This is a genomic window from Streptomyces sp. GMY02 (assembly GCF_019056675.1).
In the GTDB taxonomy this organism is placed as follows: Bacteria; Actinomycetota; Actinomycetes; order Streptomycetales; family Streptomycetaceae; genus Streptomyces; species Streptomyces odonnellii.
Genome location: NZ_CP077658.1, coordinates 7,546,444 through 7,562,046 on the forward strand (window position 1 = coordinate 7,546,444; position 15,603 = coordinate 7,562,046).

The 15,603-nt window shown below is 71.3% G+C and carries 15 protein-coding genes and 2 pseudogenes; 7 read left to right on the forward strand and 10 right to left on the reverse strand.

Annotated elements, in window-relative coordinates; translation table 11 throughout:
* Nucleotides 1-2: 2 nt before the first annotated feature.
* The gene (locus KQY30_RS32125) at nucleotides 3-1,742 is read left to right on the forward strand and encodes a PHP domain-containing protein (protein WP_217310049.1); all 1,740 of its coding nucleotides are present in this window, start codon (nucleotides 3-5) and stop codon (nucleotides 1,740-1,742) included.
* A gap of 103 nt (nucleotides 1,743-1,845) precedes the next feature.
* Here the strand turns inward: KQY30_RS32125 and KQY30_RS32130 are convergent, their stop codons facing one another.
* On the reverse strand, nucleotides 1,846-2,574 hold the full coding sequence (locus KQY30_RS32130) for an HAD family phosphatase (RefSeq protein WP_254407415.1): 729 nt from the start codon (nucleotides 2,572-2,574) through the stop codon (nucleotides 1,846-1,848).
* Between the two features lie 144 nt (nucleotides 2,575-2,718).
* On the opposite strand from KQY30_RS32130, the gene KQY30_RS32135 reads away from it, so the two are divergent.
* A complete protein-coding gene (locus KQY30_RS32135; RefSeq protein ID WP_217310050.1) occupies nucleotides 2,719-3,777 on the forward strand; it encodes a lactonase family protein in 1,059 nt (352 codons plus the stop codon).
* Nucleotides 3,778-3,976: 199 nt separating this feature from the next.
* On the opposite strand, the gene KQY30_RS32140 is transcribed toward KQY30_RS32135, so the two are convergent.
* From KQY30_RS32140 to KQY30_RS32160, 5 genes are all read right to left on the reverse strand, one after another.
* On the reverse strand, nucleotides 3,977-4,897 hold the full coding sequence (locus tag KQY30_RS32140; RefSeq protein WP_217310051.1) for a sirohydrochlorin chelatase: 921 nt from the start codon (nucleotides 4,895-4,897) through the stop codon (nucleotides 3,977-3,979).
* 95 nt (nucleotides 4,898-4,992) lie between these two features.
* Nucleotides 4,993-5,979, reverse strand: coding sequence for an N-acetylglucosamine kinase (locus tag KQY30_RS32145; RefSeq protein WP_217310052.1), 987 nt, complete (start codon nucleotides 5,977-5,979; stop codon nucleotides 4,993-4,995).
* A 33-nt stretch (nucleotides 5,980-6,012) separates the two neighbouring features.
* The gene (locus KQY30_RS32150) at nucleotides 6,013-6,690 is read right to left on the reverse strand and encodes a uracil-DNA glycosylase (protein ID WP_217310053.1); all 678 of its coding nucleotides are present in this window, start codon (nucleotides 6,688-6,690) and stop codon (nucleotides 6,013-6,015) included.
* Nucleotides 6,691-6,801: 111 nt separating this feature from the next.
* Nucleotides 6,802-7,896 (reverse strand): sialidase family protein, encoded by a 1,095-nt coding sequence (locus tag KQY30_RS32155; RefSeq protein ID WP_217310054.1) that lies wholly within the window; start codon nucleotides 7,894-7,896, stop codon nucleotides 6,802-6,804.
* Between the two features lie 91 nt (nucleotides 7,897-7,987).
* Entirely contained in the window at nucleotides 7,988-9,067 is a 1,080-nt protein-coding gene (locus KQY30_RS32160) for an NADH:flavin oxidoreductase/NADH oxidase (protein ID WP_217310055.1), read from the reverse strand.
* Nucleotides 9,068-9,243: 176 nt separating this feature from the next.
* Between KQY30_RS32160 and KQY30_RS32165 the strand changes: the two genes are divergently transcribed.
* The 3 genes and pseudogenes from KQY30_RS32165 to KQY30_RS37540 form a co-directional block, all read left to right on the forward strand.
* The gene (locus KQY30_RS32165) at nucleotides 9,244-9,594 is read left to right on the forward strand and encodes a helix-turn-helix transcriptional regulator (RefSeq protein ID WP_254407416.1); all 351 of its coding nucleotides are present in this window, start codon (nucleotides 9,244-9,246) and stop codon (nucleotides 9,592-9,594) included.
* A gap of 200 nt (nucleotides 9,595-9,794) precedes the next feature.
* Nucleotides 9,795-10,058, forward strand: a pseudogene (locus KQY30_RS37535) (DUF6214 family protein); the annotation flags it as partial.
* A 357-nt stretch (nucleotides 10,059-10,415) separates the two neighbouring features.
* Nucleotides 10,416-10,625 (forward strand): annotated as a pseudogene (locus KQY30_RS37540) (DUF6214 family protein); the annotation flags it as partial.
* 48 nt (nucleotides 10,626-10,673) lie between these two features.
* Here the strand turns inward: KQY30_RS37540 and KQY30_RS32175 are convergent.
* Nucleotides 10,674-11,324 carry a DUF305 domain-containing protein gene (locus tag KQY30_RS32175; RefSeq protein ID WP_254407724.1) on the reverse strand — a complete coding sequence of 217 codons (651 nt, stop codon included), beginning with the start codon at nucleotides 11,322-11,324 and terminating at the stop codon, nucleotides 10,674-10,676.
* Between the two features lie 179 nt (nucleotides 11,325-11,503).
* Here KQY30_RS32175 and KQY30_RS32180 point away from each other — a divergent pair, with 179 nt between their 5' ends.
* Nucleotides 11,504-13,000, forward strand: coding sequence for an LVIVD repeat-containing protein (locus KQY30_RS32180; protein WP_217310058.1), 1,497 nt, complete (start codon nucleotides 11,504-11,506; stop codon nucleotides 12,998-13,000).
* On the opposite strand, the gene KQY30_RS32185 is transcribed toward KQY30_RS32180, so the two are convergent.
* Together KQY30_RS32185 and KQY30_RS32190 are read right to left on the reverse strand one after the other, a co-directional pair.
* Nucleotides 12,976-13,629, reverse strand: a complete 654-nt coding sequence (locus KQY30_RS32185) for a TetR/AcrR family transcriptional regulator (RefSeq protein WP_217310059.1) — start codon at nucleotides 13,627-13,629, stop codon at nucleotides 12,976-12,978. The genes KQY30_RS32180 and KQY30_RS32185 overlap by 25 nt on opposite strands.
* A gap of 401 nt (nucleotides 13,630-14,030) precedes the next feature.
* Entirely contained in the window at nucleotides 14,031-14,741 is a 711-nt protein-coding gene (locus KQY30_RS32190; RefSeq protein ID WP_217310060.1) for an HAD family hydrolase, read from the reverse strand.
* A gap of 208 nt (nucleotides 14,742-14,949) precedes the next feature.
* Between KQY30_RS32190 and KQY30_RS32195 the strand changes: the two genes are divergently transcribed.
* The gene (locus tag KQY30_RS32195; protein WP_217310061.1) at nucleotides 14,950-15,189 is read left to right on the forward strand and encodes a hypothetical protein; all 240 of its coding nucleotides are present in this window, start codon (nucleotides 14,950-14,952) and stop codon (nucleotides 15,187-15,189) included.
* Between the two features lie 43 nt (nucleotides 15,190-15,232).
* Here the strand turns inward: KQY30_RS32195 and KQY30_RS32200 are convergent, their stop codons facing one another.
* Entirely contained in the window at nucleotides 15,233-15,565 is a 333-nt protein-coding gene (locus KQY30_RS32200) for a hypothetical protein (protein ID WP_217310062.1), read from the reverse strand.
* Nucleotides 15,566-15,603 lie beyond the last annotated feature (38 nt).

A 15,603-nucleotide genomic window follows, 5' to 3' on the forward strand; every position in this document is an offset into this window, starting at 1 on the left:
CCATGCAGGACCCCACACACGACTCCCTTCCCGATGGCCGGCAGTTGCCCCGCTGGGCCGACCCCGCCGTACCCGCCGACTCGCTCGACCCCCAGGGCCTCTCACGGCGCGGACTCCTGCGTACGGCAGGCCTGTTCGGCGCCGCGTTCGCCGGCGGCGCGGCGGCGCTCGCGCCGTCCCCGGCCGGGGCGACGACCGGCGCGGCCACCGGTGCGGCGGCCGGGCACGAGCGCGGGCACGGCAACCAGAGCGACCCCGAACTCGCCTATCTGGTCGGCGATCACCATGTGCACTCGATCTACAGCCACGACGCCAAATACACCTTCTCCCAGCTCTCCCGGGCCGCGTCCACCTACGGTCTGGACTGGCTGGTCCTGACCGAGCACAGCAACATCGGCCACTCCCTGCCCGGCGGCGCCACGGCCGAGCACCGCGAGATAGCCAGGGCGCGCGCCGAGAACCGGCGCATGCTGATCTTCCAGGGCCTGGAGTGGTACGTCCCGGGCGCGGAGCACTGCACGGTCTTCTCCCCGCCCGGACCCCACGAGGTCGATCTGCTCACCAGCTTCGAGCAGGCGTACGACGGCAAGCTGCTGGGCTATACGGCGGGCGCCCCCGGACACCCCGACACCCCGCGCAACGAGGCGCACGCCGTCAAGGCGCTCCAGTGGCTCGACCGGCAGCGCCGTACCGGATACGTCGACGACGTCCTCGTCCTCGCCAACCACCCCCTGCGCCTGGGCATCGACTCCCCGCACGAGATACGCGCCTGGCGGGACGCCGCCCCGGAGATCATGATCGGTATGGAGGGCGCACCGGGTGCCCAGGCGGGCGCCTTCCCCGGCTGGGCCGGGCCGAACAGCATCCGCGGCGAGTACGTCAACTCCCCGTCGGCGGACTCCTGGCCGGGGTATCCGACGGCGGCGTATGTGACGTACGGCGGCTTCGACTGGGCGACCGCGACGGTCGGCGGGCTGTGGGACTCGATGCTGGCGGAGGGCAGGCTGTTCTCCATCACCTCCAACTCCGATGTGCACCGTGTCGCGTTCGACACCTGGAAGAACGGGGACTGGCTGCCCGGCCAGAACTTCGACAACGTCGGCCATCTCCCCGACCCCGTCAACACCACCGAGCCGCAGCCGGGCGGCGACTTCTGGCCGGGCCAGTTCAGCCGGACGCATGTCGGTGTGACGCGGTACGGCTACCGGCAGGTCATGGAGGGGCTCCGGGCCGGCCGTGTGTGGGTCGACCACGGTCAGCTCCTGGACGGTATCGACGTACGGGTGAACACCGAGCACGGCGCCGGGCGCGGGGTCACGCTCGGCGGGCGGCTGCGCGTACGGCGCGGGGAGCGGGTCGTCCTGAACGTCACCGTGACCACGGCGTCCCGGCCCAACTACCACGGAGAGGTGCCGCGGCTGGCGCACCTCGATGTGATCCGGGGCGCGGTACGGGGCCCGGTGCAGGACCGTGACACCTGGCGGGCGCCCGACACCCGGGTGGCGCACACCACGGACGTGCACGGCCGCCGGGGCCGGTACACGCTCCGTATCCCGGTGGGCAGGGCCGAGGAGTCCTTCTATCTGCGGCTGCGCGGCAGTGACGGCAAGCGCCACGGGGCCGGATATCTGGGCGCGGCGATCGACCCGCACGGGCCGGTTCCGCACGAGCCGGGCAACGGCGATCCGTGGGCCGACACCTGGATGTACACCAACCCGGTATTCGTGGACGTGGTCCGCTGACGGACACCAGGTCCGCCGGACGGACATGGGACCGCCCGTCGTGCGCCCGCCGTGCGCTGCCGTGCGCGCGGCGGGCGGTTCCGCGCGCCGGACGGCTTCGATGTCATCGGGCGCGGGGCCGCCGGACGCCTCCGTCCGGCCCGGCGCCACCCGTCTCGAAGAGCCAGGTGTACGCGGCCTGCGCCGTGAACTCGCGCTGCCCGCCCGGGAACAGCAGCCCGGCCGTGGCGAACGCCGGGTCGTCGGCCGTGGCCTGGACATAGGGGACCGCGATACAGCGCATCCCGGCGGCGTTCGCCGCGACCACCCCGGGCCCCGCGTCCTCCAGGACCACACATCCGGCGGGCGCGGCACCCAGCCGGCGCGCCGCCTCAAGGAAGACATCCGGCGCCGGCTTGCCATGGGCGACCTCCTCGGCGGAGACGGTCGCGGTGAAGTACGCGTCCAGACCGGTGGACGACAGGGCCATGTCGATGGCCGCGCGCGAGGAGCCGGACGCCACGCCCATCGGCACGCCCTCGGTGTGCAGCCGCTCCACGAACTTCCGCATCTGCGGGAACACCTCCGTCGAGGCGTGCACCCGTTCCAGATACAGCCGGTTCTTCTCGGCCAGCAGATCGTCGACCGACGCGTCGATCCCGTACTCCGCGCGCAGCGTCTCCAGGGTCTCCCGCGTGCCGATGCCGATGAAGCGGATGTGGTGCTCCCAGCCGAAGCCGGTCACCCCGTACCGGGCCAGGAGTTGGCGTCCGGCTTCGTAATAGTTGGGCTCACTGTCCACAAGTGTTCCGTCGAGATCGAAGATGACTGTCGGAAGCTCTGAAGCGCTCATACGCCCCAGCATGCCCAGCGAAGCCGCGGCTCCGCTCGTCGGCCGGGACACCGGTCGCCGGTGATTGGTCCAGACCGCCTGCTACCGTCGGCCGGGCATCCACGGATCGGGCGTTGCGGTTCAGCCGAAGAGGGGACAGGGACTGTGAGCGGCAGGAACAACGGACGGGCCTTCATCGGGTCGTTCACTTCGGCGGGCGGTCGCGGCATCATCCACGCGGCCGTGGACGCGGACACCGGCGCACTGACGGAGCGGGGAGTGACCGACGCCGTGGCCGATCCGTCCTTCCTCGCGCTCGCACCGGACGGATCCGTGCTGTACGCGGTCTCCGAGACGGACGAGGGCGCGGCGGCGGCCTTCGGCGTGCCTGTCGCGGACACCGGGGGCGGGAGGCCCCGGCTGATCGGCGACCCCGTACCGGTGTGCGGGAGCAGCCCCACCCACCTCACGCTCACCCAGGGGCATCTGCTGACCGCCAACTACGGTTCCGGCAGCGTCACGGTCCTGCCGGTCGGCGCCGACGGCGGACTGCTGGCCGCCGCCGGGGTGCTCCAGCACCAGGGCGCGGGCCCGAACCCGGACCGGCAGCGCGGCCCGCACGCACACCAGGTGGTGACCGACCCGACCGGGCGCTGGATCCTCGCCACCGACCTCGGCACCGACTCCGTACGGATCTCCGCCCTGGACACCGCCTCCGGCGAGCTGGCAGCGCACGGCGAGACGGCGCTGCGCCCCGGCTCCGGGCCGCGCCATCTCGCCTTCCACCCGGCCGGCGGCCATGCCTATGTGCTCAACGAACTGACCCCCACCCTCACCGTCTGCCGCTGGGACGCCGAGCGGGGCGTGCTCGAACCGCTCGGTGAGACCCCGGTCCTGCCCGACAGCGTGGACACCGAGAGCTACGCCTCGGAAGTGGTGGTGTCCCTGGACGGACGGTTCGTCTGGGCGGCCAATCGCGGCCACGACAGCATCGCGGTCCTCGCGCTCGACGAGACCTACGAGAAGCCGGAACTGGTCACCACGGTGGAGTGCGGAGGGCGCTGGCCGCGCGATCTGACGCTCGATCCGGCGGGCCGCCGTCTGTACGCCGCGAATGAGCACTCCGGCGATGTGACCTGGTTCGACATCGACCCGGAGACGGGGGTCCCGGTCCGCGCGGGGTCTCTTCAGGCCCCGGCCGCCTCCTGCGTGATCTTCGACTGACGGCCCGACCTGCTGGCCTGGCCGGCTGACCGCCTGACCTGTTGGCTGACTGACCTGCTGACCGGGCTTTGGCCGAAGCCGTGTTCGGCGGATCGCGGAAGGGCCCGCCCCGGAGAGTTCCGGTGCGGGCCCTTTCCATGCGTACGCGGGACGCTGCCGTCCCGTACCCGTACCCAGGGGCATCCGTCGGCGCGAGGGCTCAGGAAGCGGGCGTCCCCTGCGGCTGCGCGGGGATGCCCAGCGCCGTCGTGTACTTCGACAGCACCAGCTTGCCGATCGCCGGGTACGCGCCCAGCGGCTCGGCGGCGGCGCAGTCGGCCTCCTTGAGAGCCGTGTCGAGCAGTCCCTCGGGCAGCTCGGGACCGACCAGATACGGCGCGAGCGCGAGCTGCGTCGAACCGGACTCGCGCAACTGCTCCGCGATCGCGGTGACCGAGCCCTCCTGGTCGAGCGCGGCGGCCATCACCGGTACGGCGAGGCGCGCGGCGAGCAGCATCCCGGTGATCCCCGCCGTCTGGACGGCCTCCTCGCCGCCCACCGTGGCCAGGATGATGCCGTCGGCGGCCGTGGCGACCGTGAACAGCCTCGCGCGGTCGGCGCGGGCCAGACCGGCCTCCGACAGCCGTACGTGCAGCGCCTCGGCGAGCAGCGGATGCGGGCCGAGGACATCGGTCAGCTCCGCGACAGCACCGCTGTCCCCGACCTCCTGGCGTATCCGGGCGATCAGTCCGCTGTCGGGACCGGCGAGCAGCGGTACGACGACGGCGGCGGGGCCCTCAGGCTCGGCGGCCTCCCGGCCTGCGGCCTTGGCCAGTTCATAGCGTTCGGTACGGAGCGCGGCGGTTCCCGTCAGGGTGGCCGCCAGCGTGGGGTACTCGTCGTCGTCACCCTCCAGGAAGCCGATGACGGCGTCGAGGCCGGGCAGCTCGGAGCGGGCGATGCTGACAATCTCCTCGGCCAGTCCACGGACGGCGCTGGAGGGGGTGCCGGGAACGGCGAGAACAAGCGCGGGCGCACCTTCGGGAGCCGCCACTGGTTCGGGGCGGCGGTGGCGCCCCGACTGTCGGGGTCGCGGCATTCGTACAGGCAGGCCGGATGCGGGCCCAGTGGGGGTGCTCATGCCGTCGAATGCTACTGGTTTTGTGGGCGCGGCTGTTCGGGGAGGGGCCGCTCGCGAACCATCTGCCCTTATTTATCCGTTAGGTATTTTTCCCCTTATCTGTCCTGATGTGTCGGGACGTGGAGGAGTCGTCCGTCGGGCGGCAGCCGCAGCGAGTCCGTCGCCAGCTCCGCCGCGATACGCAGCGCTCCGCTCAGCGGATCGGCCGCCGCCGAGACGACGGTGGCGTGCGGGAGTTGCTCGGCCAGCTCGGCCCTCATCGGTGCGAGCAGCGGGTCGCCCAGCTTGAACAGGCCGCCGGTGAGGGCGACTTCGGGGGTTCCGGAGGCCGGGCAGACCGCCGCGGCCGACTCCGCGATATGGCGCGCGGCCTGCGCGAGGATGTCCGCCGCGACCGGATCGCCGGACGCGCAGCGGGCCACTTCCGGTGCGAACGAGGCGAGTACGGCGGGCCGGTCCGTACGCGGATAGATCAGCCCCGGCAGCTCGCCGGCCGGTCCGAAAACCGCTTCCACTCTGGACAGCAGTGCGGGCGAACCGCCGCGCCGTCCGTCGTGCGCGCGCATGGCCGCCTCCAGCCCCGCCCGGCCGATCCAGGCACCGCCGCCGCAGTCGCCCAGCAGATGGCCCCAGCCGTCGGCGCGGTGCCAGGCCTTCAGATCCGTGCCGAGCGCGATCATTCCCGTACCGGCGGCGACGACCGCTCCCGGGCGCTGCCCGAGCGCCCCGGCGTACGCGGTGACCGCGTCCGCGGCGAGCGCCAGCCGCCGTACCCCGAGCGAACGCTCCAGCGCGCCGGGCAGTTCGGCCCTGAGCCCGCCACCGAGCGTCGCCATGCCGGCCGCGCCGATCGCGGCCGCGGCCAGGGTGTCCGTACCGGCCCGGGTCAGCAGTGTCTCGACCGCGGGCAGGAGCTGGGCCAGCAGATGCCCGGCGTCGATGCCCGTGGGCCCGGCGCGCACCGGCTCGGCCGAGGCGGTGGTGCCGACCGTCCTGACCCCGGCGGGCTGGCCCCCGGCCGTGGAGCCGAGCGCGATCCGCAGGCCGGAACCGCCCGAGTCCACGCCCAGCACCCAGCTCATCGCGGCACCTCGTTCATCGCCGGACCCGGCCGCTCATGGCAACTGCCAGTCCACCGGCTGTGCGCCCTGGCGGACCAGGAGGTCATTGGCCCGGCTGAACGGACGCGAGCCGAAGAAGCCCCGGTCCGCCGACATGGGGGAGGGGTGGGCCGATTCGATCGCGGGGAAGTCGCCGAGGAGCGGCCGCAGATTGCGGGCGTCACGGCCCCACAGGATGGACACCAGCGGCTTGCCGCGGGCGATCAGGGCCTTGATCGCCTGCTCGGTCACCTCTTCCCACCCCTTGCCGCGGTGGGCGGCGGGCTTGCGGGGCGCGGTGGTGAGCGCCCTGTTGAGCAGCAGGACCCCCTGGCGCGTCCAGGGCGTCAGATCACCGTTGGAGGGCCGGGCCAGGCCCAGATCCGTGTGCAGCTCCCGGAAGATGTTCTCCAGACTGCCGGGCAGGGGACGGACCTCGGGGGCCACCGAGAAGCTCAGCCCCACCGCGTGCCCCGGTGTCGGATAGGGATCCTGGCCGACGATCAGGACCCGCACCTCGTCGAAGGGCTGCTGGAAGGCTCTCAGCACATTCGGTCCGGCCGGCAGATAGGTGCGCCCGGCGGCGATCTCCGCCCGGAGGAAATCACCCATCTGGGTGATACGCCCTGCTGCGGGGCCCAGCGCGTCCGCCCATCCGGGCTCGACGATCTCATTCAACGGTCTTGCTGTCACGGAGCGCCACTCTACTGGTGCGCAGGGCACGGCTCCGCCCGTACCCGTCAACGCTCCTTCATCGCATGGCATTTGACCGGCCGCCCAGCATTCCAGTCGCGCCGCTCCCGGCTATCCGGCGAGCGTGGTCGCACGAACACAGAGTACGTCCGGAAGGTGCGAGGCGAGCTGCTGCCAGGTGTCGCCGTCGTCCGCGCTGGCGAACACCTCGCCATTGCGGTTGCCGAAGTAGACGCCCGCAGGATCGGAGCCGTCCGTACACATCGCGTCACGCAGCACCGTGCCGAAATGGTCGCCGTCGGGCAGCCCCGCCGACAGGGGCTCCCAGCTTCCGCCCGCGTCCTGCGTACGGAACACCCGGCACCGGCGCCCGGCCGGGACCCGGTCCGCGTCGGCGTTGATCGGGAAGACATAGGCCACATCGGCGCGGTGCGGATGCGCGGCGACCGTGAAGCCGAAGTCGGAGGGCAGGCCGGAGCCGATGTCGCTCCACCGGTCGCCCGCGTCGTCGCTGCGGAACACCCCCCAGTGGTTCTGGAGATACAACCGGTCCGGATCGCCGGCGTCCTGCGCGATCTTGTGGACGCACTGGCCGAACTCCGGATTCGGATCGGGCAGGAAGACGGCCGACACCCCCTGGTTCGACGGCGCCCAGCTCCCGCCGCCGTCCCGGGAGCGGAACACCCCGGCCGTGGAGACCGCGACGGTCACCGCGGCCGGATCCCGCCGGTCGGTCACCACCGTGTGCACCGCCTCACCGCCGCCGCCCGGCACCCACTTCGACCGGGTGGGATGCTCCCAGAGCGGCCTGACCAGCTCGAAGGTCTCGCCGCCGTCCTCGGAGCGGAACAGTGCGGCGGGCTCCGTCCCCGCATACACCACGCCCGGGGCCGCGGGCCCCGCCGGATGGAGCTGCCAGACCCGCTCCAGGGACGCCCCTGTGTCCTTCGGGAACTTCACCGCGAGACGGCTCGGCTCCGTCCAGCTCGCGCCCAGGTCGTCCGAGCGGAACACGGACGGGCCCCAGTGCAGGCTGTCGCCGCCGACCAGCAGCCGTGGCGCTCCTCCGTCTCCCCGTGTGTCGATTCCGATCGAGTAGACCGCCTGCGCGTTGAAGTGCGGTCCGTCGAACTCCCATCGGCCGCCGCGCCTGCGGCCGATGAAGAGTCCCTTGCGGGTGCCTACGGTGAGAAGTACCTCGGTCATCGCCTGTCCCTCCAGGACGCCTTTGTCACGGATACGGGCCAGTCTGCACCCGGCCACTGACAATGGCGCCTGAAGTGAACGTCCGCGCAGGTCAGAGGGCCCGGTGATACTGCGGCGGGGTCTGTACGGAACCGCCCAGCACCCCGGCGGCGCGGCGGGCCCAGGACGGGTCGCGCAGCAGCTCCCTGCCCAGCAGCACGGCGTCGGCCTCACCGTTGGCGACGATCTTCTCGGCCTGCTCGGCGTCGGTGATCAGACCCACGGCCGCCACCGGCAGCCGGGTCTCCTTCCTGACCCGGGCCGCGAACGGCACCTGATAGCCGGGGCCGAGCGGGATCCGTACCCCCGCGGCGTTGCCGCCGCTGGAGACGTCCAGCAGGTCCACGCCGTGCGCCATCAGCTCGTCCGCGAGCCGCACGGTGTCGTCGGCCGTCCAGCCGCCCTCGTCGAGCCAGTCGGTGGCCGAGATCCGGAAGAAGACCGGCAGCTCGTCCGGCCACTCGGCCCGTACGGCGTCCACGACCTCCAGGGCGAACCGCGCGCGGTTCTCGAAGGAGCCGCCGTAGGCGTCCGTACGCCGGTTGCTGTGCGGGGAGAGGAACTCGCCGATCAGATAGCCGTGCGCGCCATGCACCTCGACCACCTGGAAGCCCGCCTCCCGCGCCCGTCGCGCCGCCGCCGCCCACTGTCCGACGATCTCCTCGATCTGCGCCACGGTCAGCTCGGCCGGCACCGGGTGCCCGTCCGCGAAGGGCACCGGGCTCGGCGCCAGCGGCTGCCACCCGTTGGCCTCGGCCCCGACGGGAGCGCCGCCCTTCCAGGGCCGGTCGGTCGAGGCCTTCCGCCCGGCATGTGCGAGCTGGATGCCGGCGATCGTGCCCTGAGAGGCGAGGAAGCGGGTGATCCGGCGGAACGCCTCGACCTGGGTGTCGTTCCAGATCCCCAGGTCGGCGGGGCTGATCCGGCCCTCCGGGCTGACGGCCGTGGCCTCCGTGAGGATCAGCCCGGTGCCGCCGGCCGCGCGCGCCGCGAGATGGGCGAAGTGCCAGTCGTTCGGGACGCCCGCGTCCGGACCGGTCTCGTCCGCGGAGTACTGGCACATGGGTGCCATCCAGACCCGGTTGGGGATGGTCAGTGACCGCAGGGTGTACGGCTCGAACAGCGCGCTCACGGGGGAACTCCATTCAGGCGGGGCAGGGCAGACGAGACGGAGCGGGGCGGCCGGCCCGGCGGTCCGGGCGCCGGCCTTCTCCGCTTCGTACGGTACCCATCGTAGTACGGTGAATGTCAAACTACGATGATCCTCGAACGACCGTACAATGGAAGCCCCCGAGGAGTGGAGCCGCTGTGACCGCCGCGACCAGTACGCGCGAACTCGCACACCCCCCGCGCACGGACATCCGTCTGGAGGGGGTGCTGCACGCGCTCTCCGACCCGATGCGCCTGCGCATCGTGCGGGAGCTCGCCGCCGCGGACTGCGAGCTGGCCTGCTCGCACTTCGGCCTCCCCGTCGCCAAATCCACCACCACGCATCACTTCAGGGTGCTGCGTGAGAGCGGGTTGATCCGGCAGATCTACCGGGGAACGGCCAAGATGAGCGGGTTGCGCAAGGACGACCTGGACGCGCTCTTCCCCGGCCTGCTCGACAGCGTCCTCGGCGCCGCCGACGCGCAGGACCGGCGGCTCGGTGACCGCTGACCCGGGCGGCGTGCCGGGGTCCCGGGTCCCACGCCCGGCCCCGGGGCGATGCGCCGACAGGGTGCCGTGCGGGCCCGGTCCGTGCGCGCCATGACAATAAGGGTGGATTGCCTGATTAAGTGGCGAATGTGTCGGAACATAAATGGATTTCCGCCCAGGAACCGCATGAGCGCGCCGCGTACGAATGGCCGGTGTGGGAGGTGCAGGGACACGGCACCGTCACCGGCGCCGGTGACCCGCGCGACGGTTCCACACGGCGTGAGATCCTGCCGCCCTGGGTCGATATCCGGCTGACCTTCGCGGACGGCGCCCGGATCGATGTGCTCGCGGTGGTGCAGGACGGCCGTATCGCCATCGAGGACGCGCAGGCCGATCCGCCGCTGGCCCTGGAGGGCTTCGCCGCGCTGGCCGGGGCGATCGAGGCCCCGCTCCAGAACGCCTGCCAGGTGGTCTCGGGCCGGCACAGGCCGCCGATGCCGGGAACCGTCGTCAGCGAGCCGGCCATCACCCCCGGACCTGCTCCTGCCCCTGCCCCGGCCCCCGAGCCCGCTGCCGCGCCCGCCGCCGAGAGCACCGCTGCTCAGGAGTACGCGCCCGACCTGCCCGTGGAGGCCGACCCGGCCCCGAGCGGTCCCGCTGCCGACGTCCCCGCCGTGAGCGATCCCGTACCCGTGGCGCCGGCCCCGGACGACGCGCCCGCCGACACCGCCGCCGCCGACACTCCCGCCGCATCGGCCGAGCCCCGTGAAGAACCGGCGCCCGAGCCCGAGCGGGGACCGGAGCCCGAGCCGGAGGCCGAGCCGGAGCGTGAGCGGGACGCGTCGGGACGCCACCGGGCCCGGCCCTCCCTGCCGCGCGGCAGCGCCGCCCGGCGCAGTGTCGCCGAGATCTACCGAGCGGCCCAGCAGGCCGGCCAGGACCCGGTGCTCGCGGTGATGTCGGCCACCGGTTTCAGCCGCCGCAAGTCGCTCAAGCTGATCGCGGGCGCTCGCGACGAGGGCCATCTGACGCCACGTCACCACCGCCGCTGATTCACCGGGCCCCGGGCCCGCCGCCCGTACCGCGCCCGCCCCGGGCACTCACATCGAGCGCATACGGTTCATCTCGACCGTCTGCTGCGCGATGACCTCGTTCGCCATCTCCTCGACCAGGACGTTCTTCCCGTCCGTGAGCACCTCGGTGGCCATGGTGATCGCCCCCTGGTGATGAACGGTCATCAGCTTCAGGAACAGTTCGTCGAACGCCTTGCCCTTCGCCGCCCGCAACTGGGCCAGTTGGGCCTCCGTCGCCATCCCGGGCATCGTGGCGTGGTCATGGCCGTGCTGCTGCTTCGCCCCGCCCTGGCTCTTCAACCAGCCCTTCATCGACTCGATTTCGGGCTTCTGCGAGGCGGCTATCCGCTCCCCGAGCCGCTTCACCGCCTCGGAACCGGCGCGCGCCTCCACGAGTTCGGTCATCTTCAGCGCCTGGCCATGGTGGACGATCATCATCTGCGCGTAGTTGAAGTCGGCCGAGTTGGGGGTGTTGTCCGGCGCCGCCTTCACGGCCTCCTCGGCCGAGAGCGTCTTCGCCGGTTCGCCCGGCTTGCCCGGCGCGACCACCACCGGCTCGTCCTTCTTCACCTTCGCCGCCCCGTCGTCCCCCGAGTCACAGGCTCCCAGGGCGAGTACGGCGACGGCGGCCACCGCCGTGAGGGCGGCCCGGCGGGCATGCCGGCTCCTGTGGTGGATCAACACGGTGACCTCCTGCGACACATGATGTGGTGAAACTTTCCTAGCACGCTTCGGTGTGCGGCTGATCAAAAACTTTTATTACGTCTCTGTTGCCATCTGTTGAGATGTACATGAGAAGGACGATACTGCCCAGGTCCGTGACCCGTTCACCCTGAACGGATACAAGGGAGGACGCAGTGACCTCGTTGCACACCACCCGCGTGCGGCGCAGACGTCTGGGCGTGGCGGCAGCCGCGGCCGGACTCTTCGCCATGCTCCTGACCGCCGCGCCGGCGGTCGCCACCCCCGACCCCGGTGACGCCCCGGCCACGGAGAAGGTCTCCTCGGCCCAGGCCGCCGAGGTGCGAGCAGCCATCCAGGACGGCGAAGTGCCCGGTGTGGACGAGATCGTCCACAGCGACAACATCAAGCACCTCGTCAACATCCCCAAGGACCTGATCGCGGGGACCAACTCCGACCTGGCGTTCCAGGGGAAGTACGCCTTCTCCGGCAACTACGACGGCTTCCGGATCTTCGACATCAGCAACCCGAAGGCCCCCAAGACCGTCGCCCAGGTGCTCTGCCCGGGATCGCAGAACGACATATCCGTCTCCGGCGATCTCCTGTTCCTCTCCACCGACTCCTCGCGCAGCGACAACTCCTGCTCGAGCGTCACGCAGTCCGCGACGGTCAAAGAGTCGTGGGAGGGCATGAAGATCTTCGACATCAGCGACAAGCGCAACCCGAAGTACGTCGCCGCTGTCGAGACCGCGTGCGGTTCGCACACCCACACGCTGGTGCCGGAGCGCAAGGACGTCTACATCTACGTCTCGTCGTACTCGCCGAGCACCACCTTCCCGGACTGCCAGCCGCCGCACGACGGAATCTCCGTCATCAAGGTGCCGCGCAAGTCCCCGGAGAAGGCGGCGATCGTCAACTTCCCGAACCTCTTCCCGGACGGCGGGAACCCGGGCGCGCCCACCAACCCGGGCGTCTCGGCGACCACCGGCTGCCATGACATCACCGCGCTGCCCTCGAAGGACCTGGCCGCCGGCGCGTGCATGGGTGACGGCATCATCTTCGACATCAAGAACCCCGAGCGCCCCAGGGTGATCGACCGGGTCCAGGACAACGTCAACTTCGCGTTCTGGCACTCCGCGACCTTCAACCAGAAGGCCAACAAGGTCGTCTTCACCGACGAGCTCGGCGGCGGTGGCGCCGCCACCTGCAACGACGAGATCGGTCCCAACAAGGGTGCCGACGGCATCTACGACATCGTCGGCAAGGGCGACCGGCGCAAGCTGGTCTTCCGCAGCTACTACAAGATCGACCGTCCGCAGGCGGCGACCGAGGTCTGTGTCGCGCACAACGGTTCGCTGATCCCGGTCAAGGGCCGCGACATCATGGTCCAGGCCTGGTACCAGGGCGGTGTCTCCGTGTGGGACTTCACCGACTCCTCGAAGCCCAAGGAGATCGCGTACTTCGAGCGCGGTCCCATCACCACCGCGCAGGTCACCACCGCCGGCCCCTGGTCGGCGTACTACTACAACGGCTACATCTACTCGAACGACATCGCCAAGGGCTTTGACGTGCTCCAGCTCAACGACCGCAGGACGGACGAGGCCAAGCGCGTCCGGCTGCCCGAGCTGAACGTACAGACGCAGCCCGACTACTTCTCCGGCTCCGGCCACTGAGAAGTGATGTCCTGACTCGTTCCGCCGGGCGGCCTGCCGCCCGGCGGAACGCCGAGTTCCCAGTCCAGCCCGTAGCGCTGGAACAGCTCGGCGCGCAGCCGCGGCAGCGGCATCGGGGCACCCGGGATCAGGACCGCGAAGACCGCGCCCATCAGCAGGGCGCGCAGCATCGGATAGTCGCTGTCCGGGTCCGCAGATCCGTAGCGCGTCACCGTGTCGCGCAGCAGCGCCGCCAGCCGCTGCTGCTCGGGGCACTGCACGAAGCCCTGGGCCTGGAGGATGCCGGCCATATGAGTCCGCATCAGGACAGGACTGTCCGCGGCGAGCCCCAGAATGGCGTCGATCGCCCGCGCGAGCAGCTCCCGCCCGTCGTCCGTGGCCGGCTTGCGCTCCAGGGCCGCGGCCAGCGTCTGATGCATCAGCCGGTGCACCGCGGACTGGAGGAGCTGCCGCTTTCCCGGGAAGTAGTACGAGACGAGACCGCGGGCCGAGCCGGCGCGGTCGGCGATGTCGGCGAGCGTCGTGGCCTCGTAGCCGCGCTCGGCGACCAGTTCCACGGTGGCTTGCAGCAGCCGCTCCCGGGAACGCCGACGCAACTCTTCATTGACCGATGGGCTCCGCGGGGACATGCTTGACTCCTGCGTTGACTGGCTCTCAGCCAATATACTCAGTGCGTCCCGTCGCAGACCTCTTCAGGCCTGGTCAGCGGGGCTGCCGCCTGCCTTGGGCGACGCGGGGGATCGTCCAAGGCAGGCGGCTTCGGCATGCTCGGGGAGCGCGGGGGTGCCCGTTTCGGGCTGCCCGGGGCGCCGTTTCATGGTCCGGAGCCGCCCGATTCCGGGGTGTCGGCTGCCCGCTTTCCCGGCCGTGCCCCGTTTTTCCGAACGGCACGCGCCTGTCTTTCCGTACGAGCTGTCCGTACGAGCCGTCTTTCCGTACGCGTCCAGTTTGCGTACGAGAGGGGCGCCCAGGGCCAAGAGGTGCCGGGCGCCCCCGGCTCACGTAACCGCTTCCTCGGGTTGTGCAGGTGTTACGGAAGCGGGCCCTGGCCCGCCAGTGCGACAACCGGGCGCAGGCCCGCCGGGCGCTCCTCCACCGGGAGATGGTCCACGAAGTGCACCGAGCAGCCGAGCTGGGCCGCTCCGCCGTCGGCGTTCCGGTCGTCCCCGACCATCAGCACATCGTGCGGATCCTGCCCCAGCGCCTCGCACGCCACCCGGAAGAGCCGGGCGTCGGGCTTCTGGACGCCGTGCTCGTACGACAGCACATACGCGTCGACGAGGGCGTCCAGGCCGTGCGCGCGGAAGACGGGCCGCAGGTCCCAGCCGATGTTGCTGACGACGGCGATGCCGATGCCCCCGTGCCGCAGCGTCGCGAGGACCTCGGCGGCGTCGGCGTAGGGACGCCAGGCGTGCGGGGTCATATGGCGCTCGTAGAGCGCGTCGTACAGGGCCGGGCTGGGGAGCTTCACCAGGCGGGCGAGTCCGGTGTACGCGGCGCGGTGGCTCTCTGCGCTCTCGTCGCGGGTGGCCCAGAGCGCGGCCAGGTCCTGCGGCACCCGCTGCGGTTCCGAGCCGCCGGGCAGCGCGCCCGCCACGGCCAGCTTCATCGCGTAGCGCCGTACCTCGTCGGGCGGCAGGGCCACGCCCGCCTCGTCGAGCACGGCTCGTAGCCAGGATCCGGCGGATTCGATGCGGAAGAGGGTTCCGGAGAAATCGAAGAGCACACCTTTGAAGGTCATGCATCAGATCCTCGCGGGGGCAGCGCTCCCGGGACAAGGCCAGGCAACCGTACGACGCGATGGCGAACGCGACCGTACCCGACTCTCTCTCAGGTCTGTGACGGTCTCTTGGTTACGCGTTCACCTGGTGCCGGTACCAAGGGTGAAGACGTGGTGGACACGGGGCGGGCCGTTCTGTGTCACGAGGCTCGAATTCACGGGGGATCGCATGAGGGTTCGTCGTACGACCGCGCTCGCCGGACTGACGGCCGTGGGCACGCTGCTGCTCACGGGCTGCGCCGACCGCACCGAGTCCGTCACCTGGACCGACGAACACGGCAGGGCCTGCACGGGCGTCGCCGTGGTCGACTCGTCCGACGGGGACCGGGAGGTCACCAGCATCGACTGCGACTACCCGCCGGCGGGCCGGCGGCCGGGCGACGAGACGTGGAAGCCGCTGCCGGGCTGACGACCGGCGTCGGCGCGTGTGTCCGGGAGACCGGGGGCGGAACTCAGCCCCGGTCGGTTCCGGACGTCCTTCGGGCAGCGCCGCGCGGGCGATTGCGCAGCAGCGGCACGACGATGGCCAGCATGACCACGAGGCTCAGTGCGTCGCAGGCCAGGACGACGGACGTCGGCGCGTCGAGAAGAGCCGGCAGCTTCCGCAGGAGTCCGGCCAGCCCGAGAAGCGACAGAAAGGCCCCGAGGACAACGCGGCGCACATCGACGGAGGTCCGTCGTCGTCTCCTCGCCCGCTCGGCCAGCACGAGGACAAGACCGGCAAGAGATATCGAACCCGCCGTCCCCACGAAGATCCAGGCCGTCACCTGTTCCGCCGTCTTCATGACTACCCCCACCCCTTGAATGCCGTCGAGCCCGGGAG

Coding starts and splice junctions, on each gene's coding strand:
- KQY30_RS32125 (WP_217310049.1), top strand. CDS start 3: ATGCAGGACCCCACACACGACTCCCTTCCCGATGGCCGGCAGTTGCCC.
- KQY30_RS32130 (WP_254407415.1), bottom strand. CDS start 2,574: ATGAGCGCTTCAGAGCTTCCGACAGTCATCTTCGATCTCGACGGAACA.
- KQY30_RS32140 (WP_217310051.1), bottom strand. CDS start 4,897: ATGAGCACCCCCACTGGGCCCGCATCCGGCCTGCCTGTACGAATGCCG.
- KQY30_RS32145 (WP_217310052.1), bottom strand. CDS start 5,979: ATGAGCTGGGTGCTGGGCGTGGACTCGGGCGGTTCCGGCCTGCGGATC.
- KQY30_RS32155 (WP_217310054.1), bottom strand. CDS start 7,896: ATGACCGAGGTACTTCTCACCGTAGGCACCCGCAAGGGACTCTTCATC.
- KQY30_RS32185 (WP_217310059.1), bottom strand. CDS start 13,629: ATGTCCCCGCGGAGCCCATCGGTCAATGAAGAGTTGCGTCGGCGTTCC.
- KQY30_RS32190 (WP_217310060.1), bottom strand. CDS start 14,741: ATGACCTTCAAAGGTGTGCTCTTCGATTTCTCCGGAACCCTCTTCCGC.
- KQY30_RS32195 (WP_217310061.1), top strand. CDS start 14,950: ATGAGGGTTCGTCGTACGACCGCGCTCGCCGGACTGACGGCCGTGGGC.
- KQY30_RS32200 (WP_217310062.1), bottom strand. CDS start 15,565: ATGAAGACGGCGGAACAGGTGACGGCCTGGATCTTCGTGGGGACGGCG.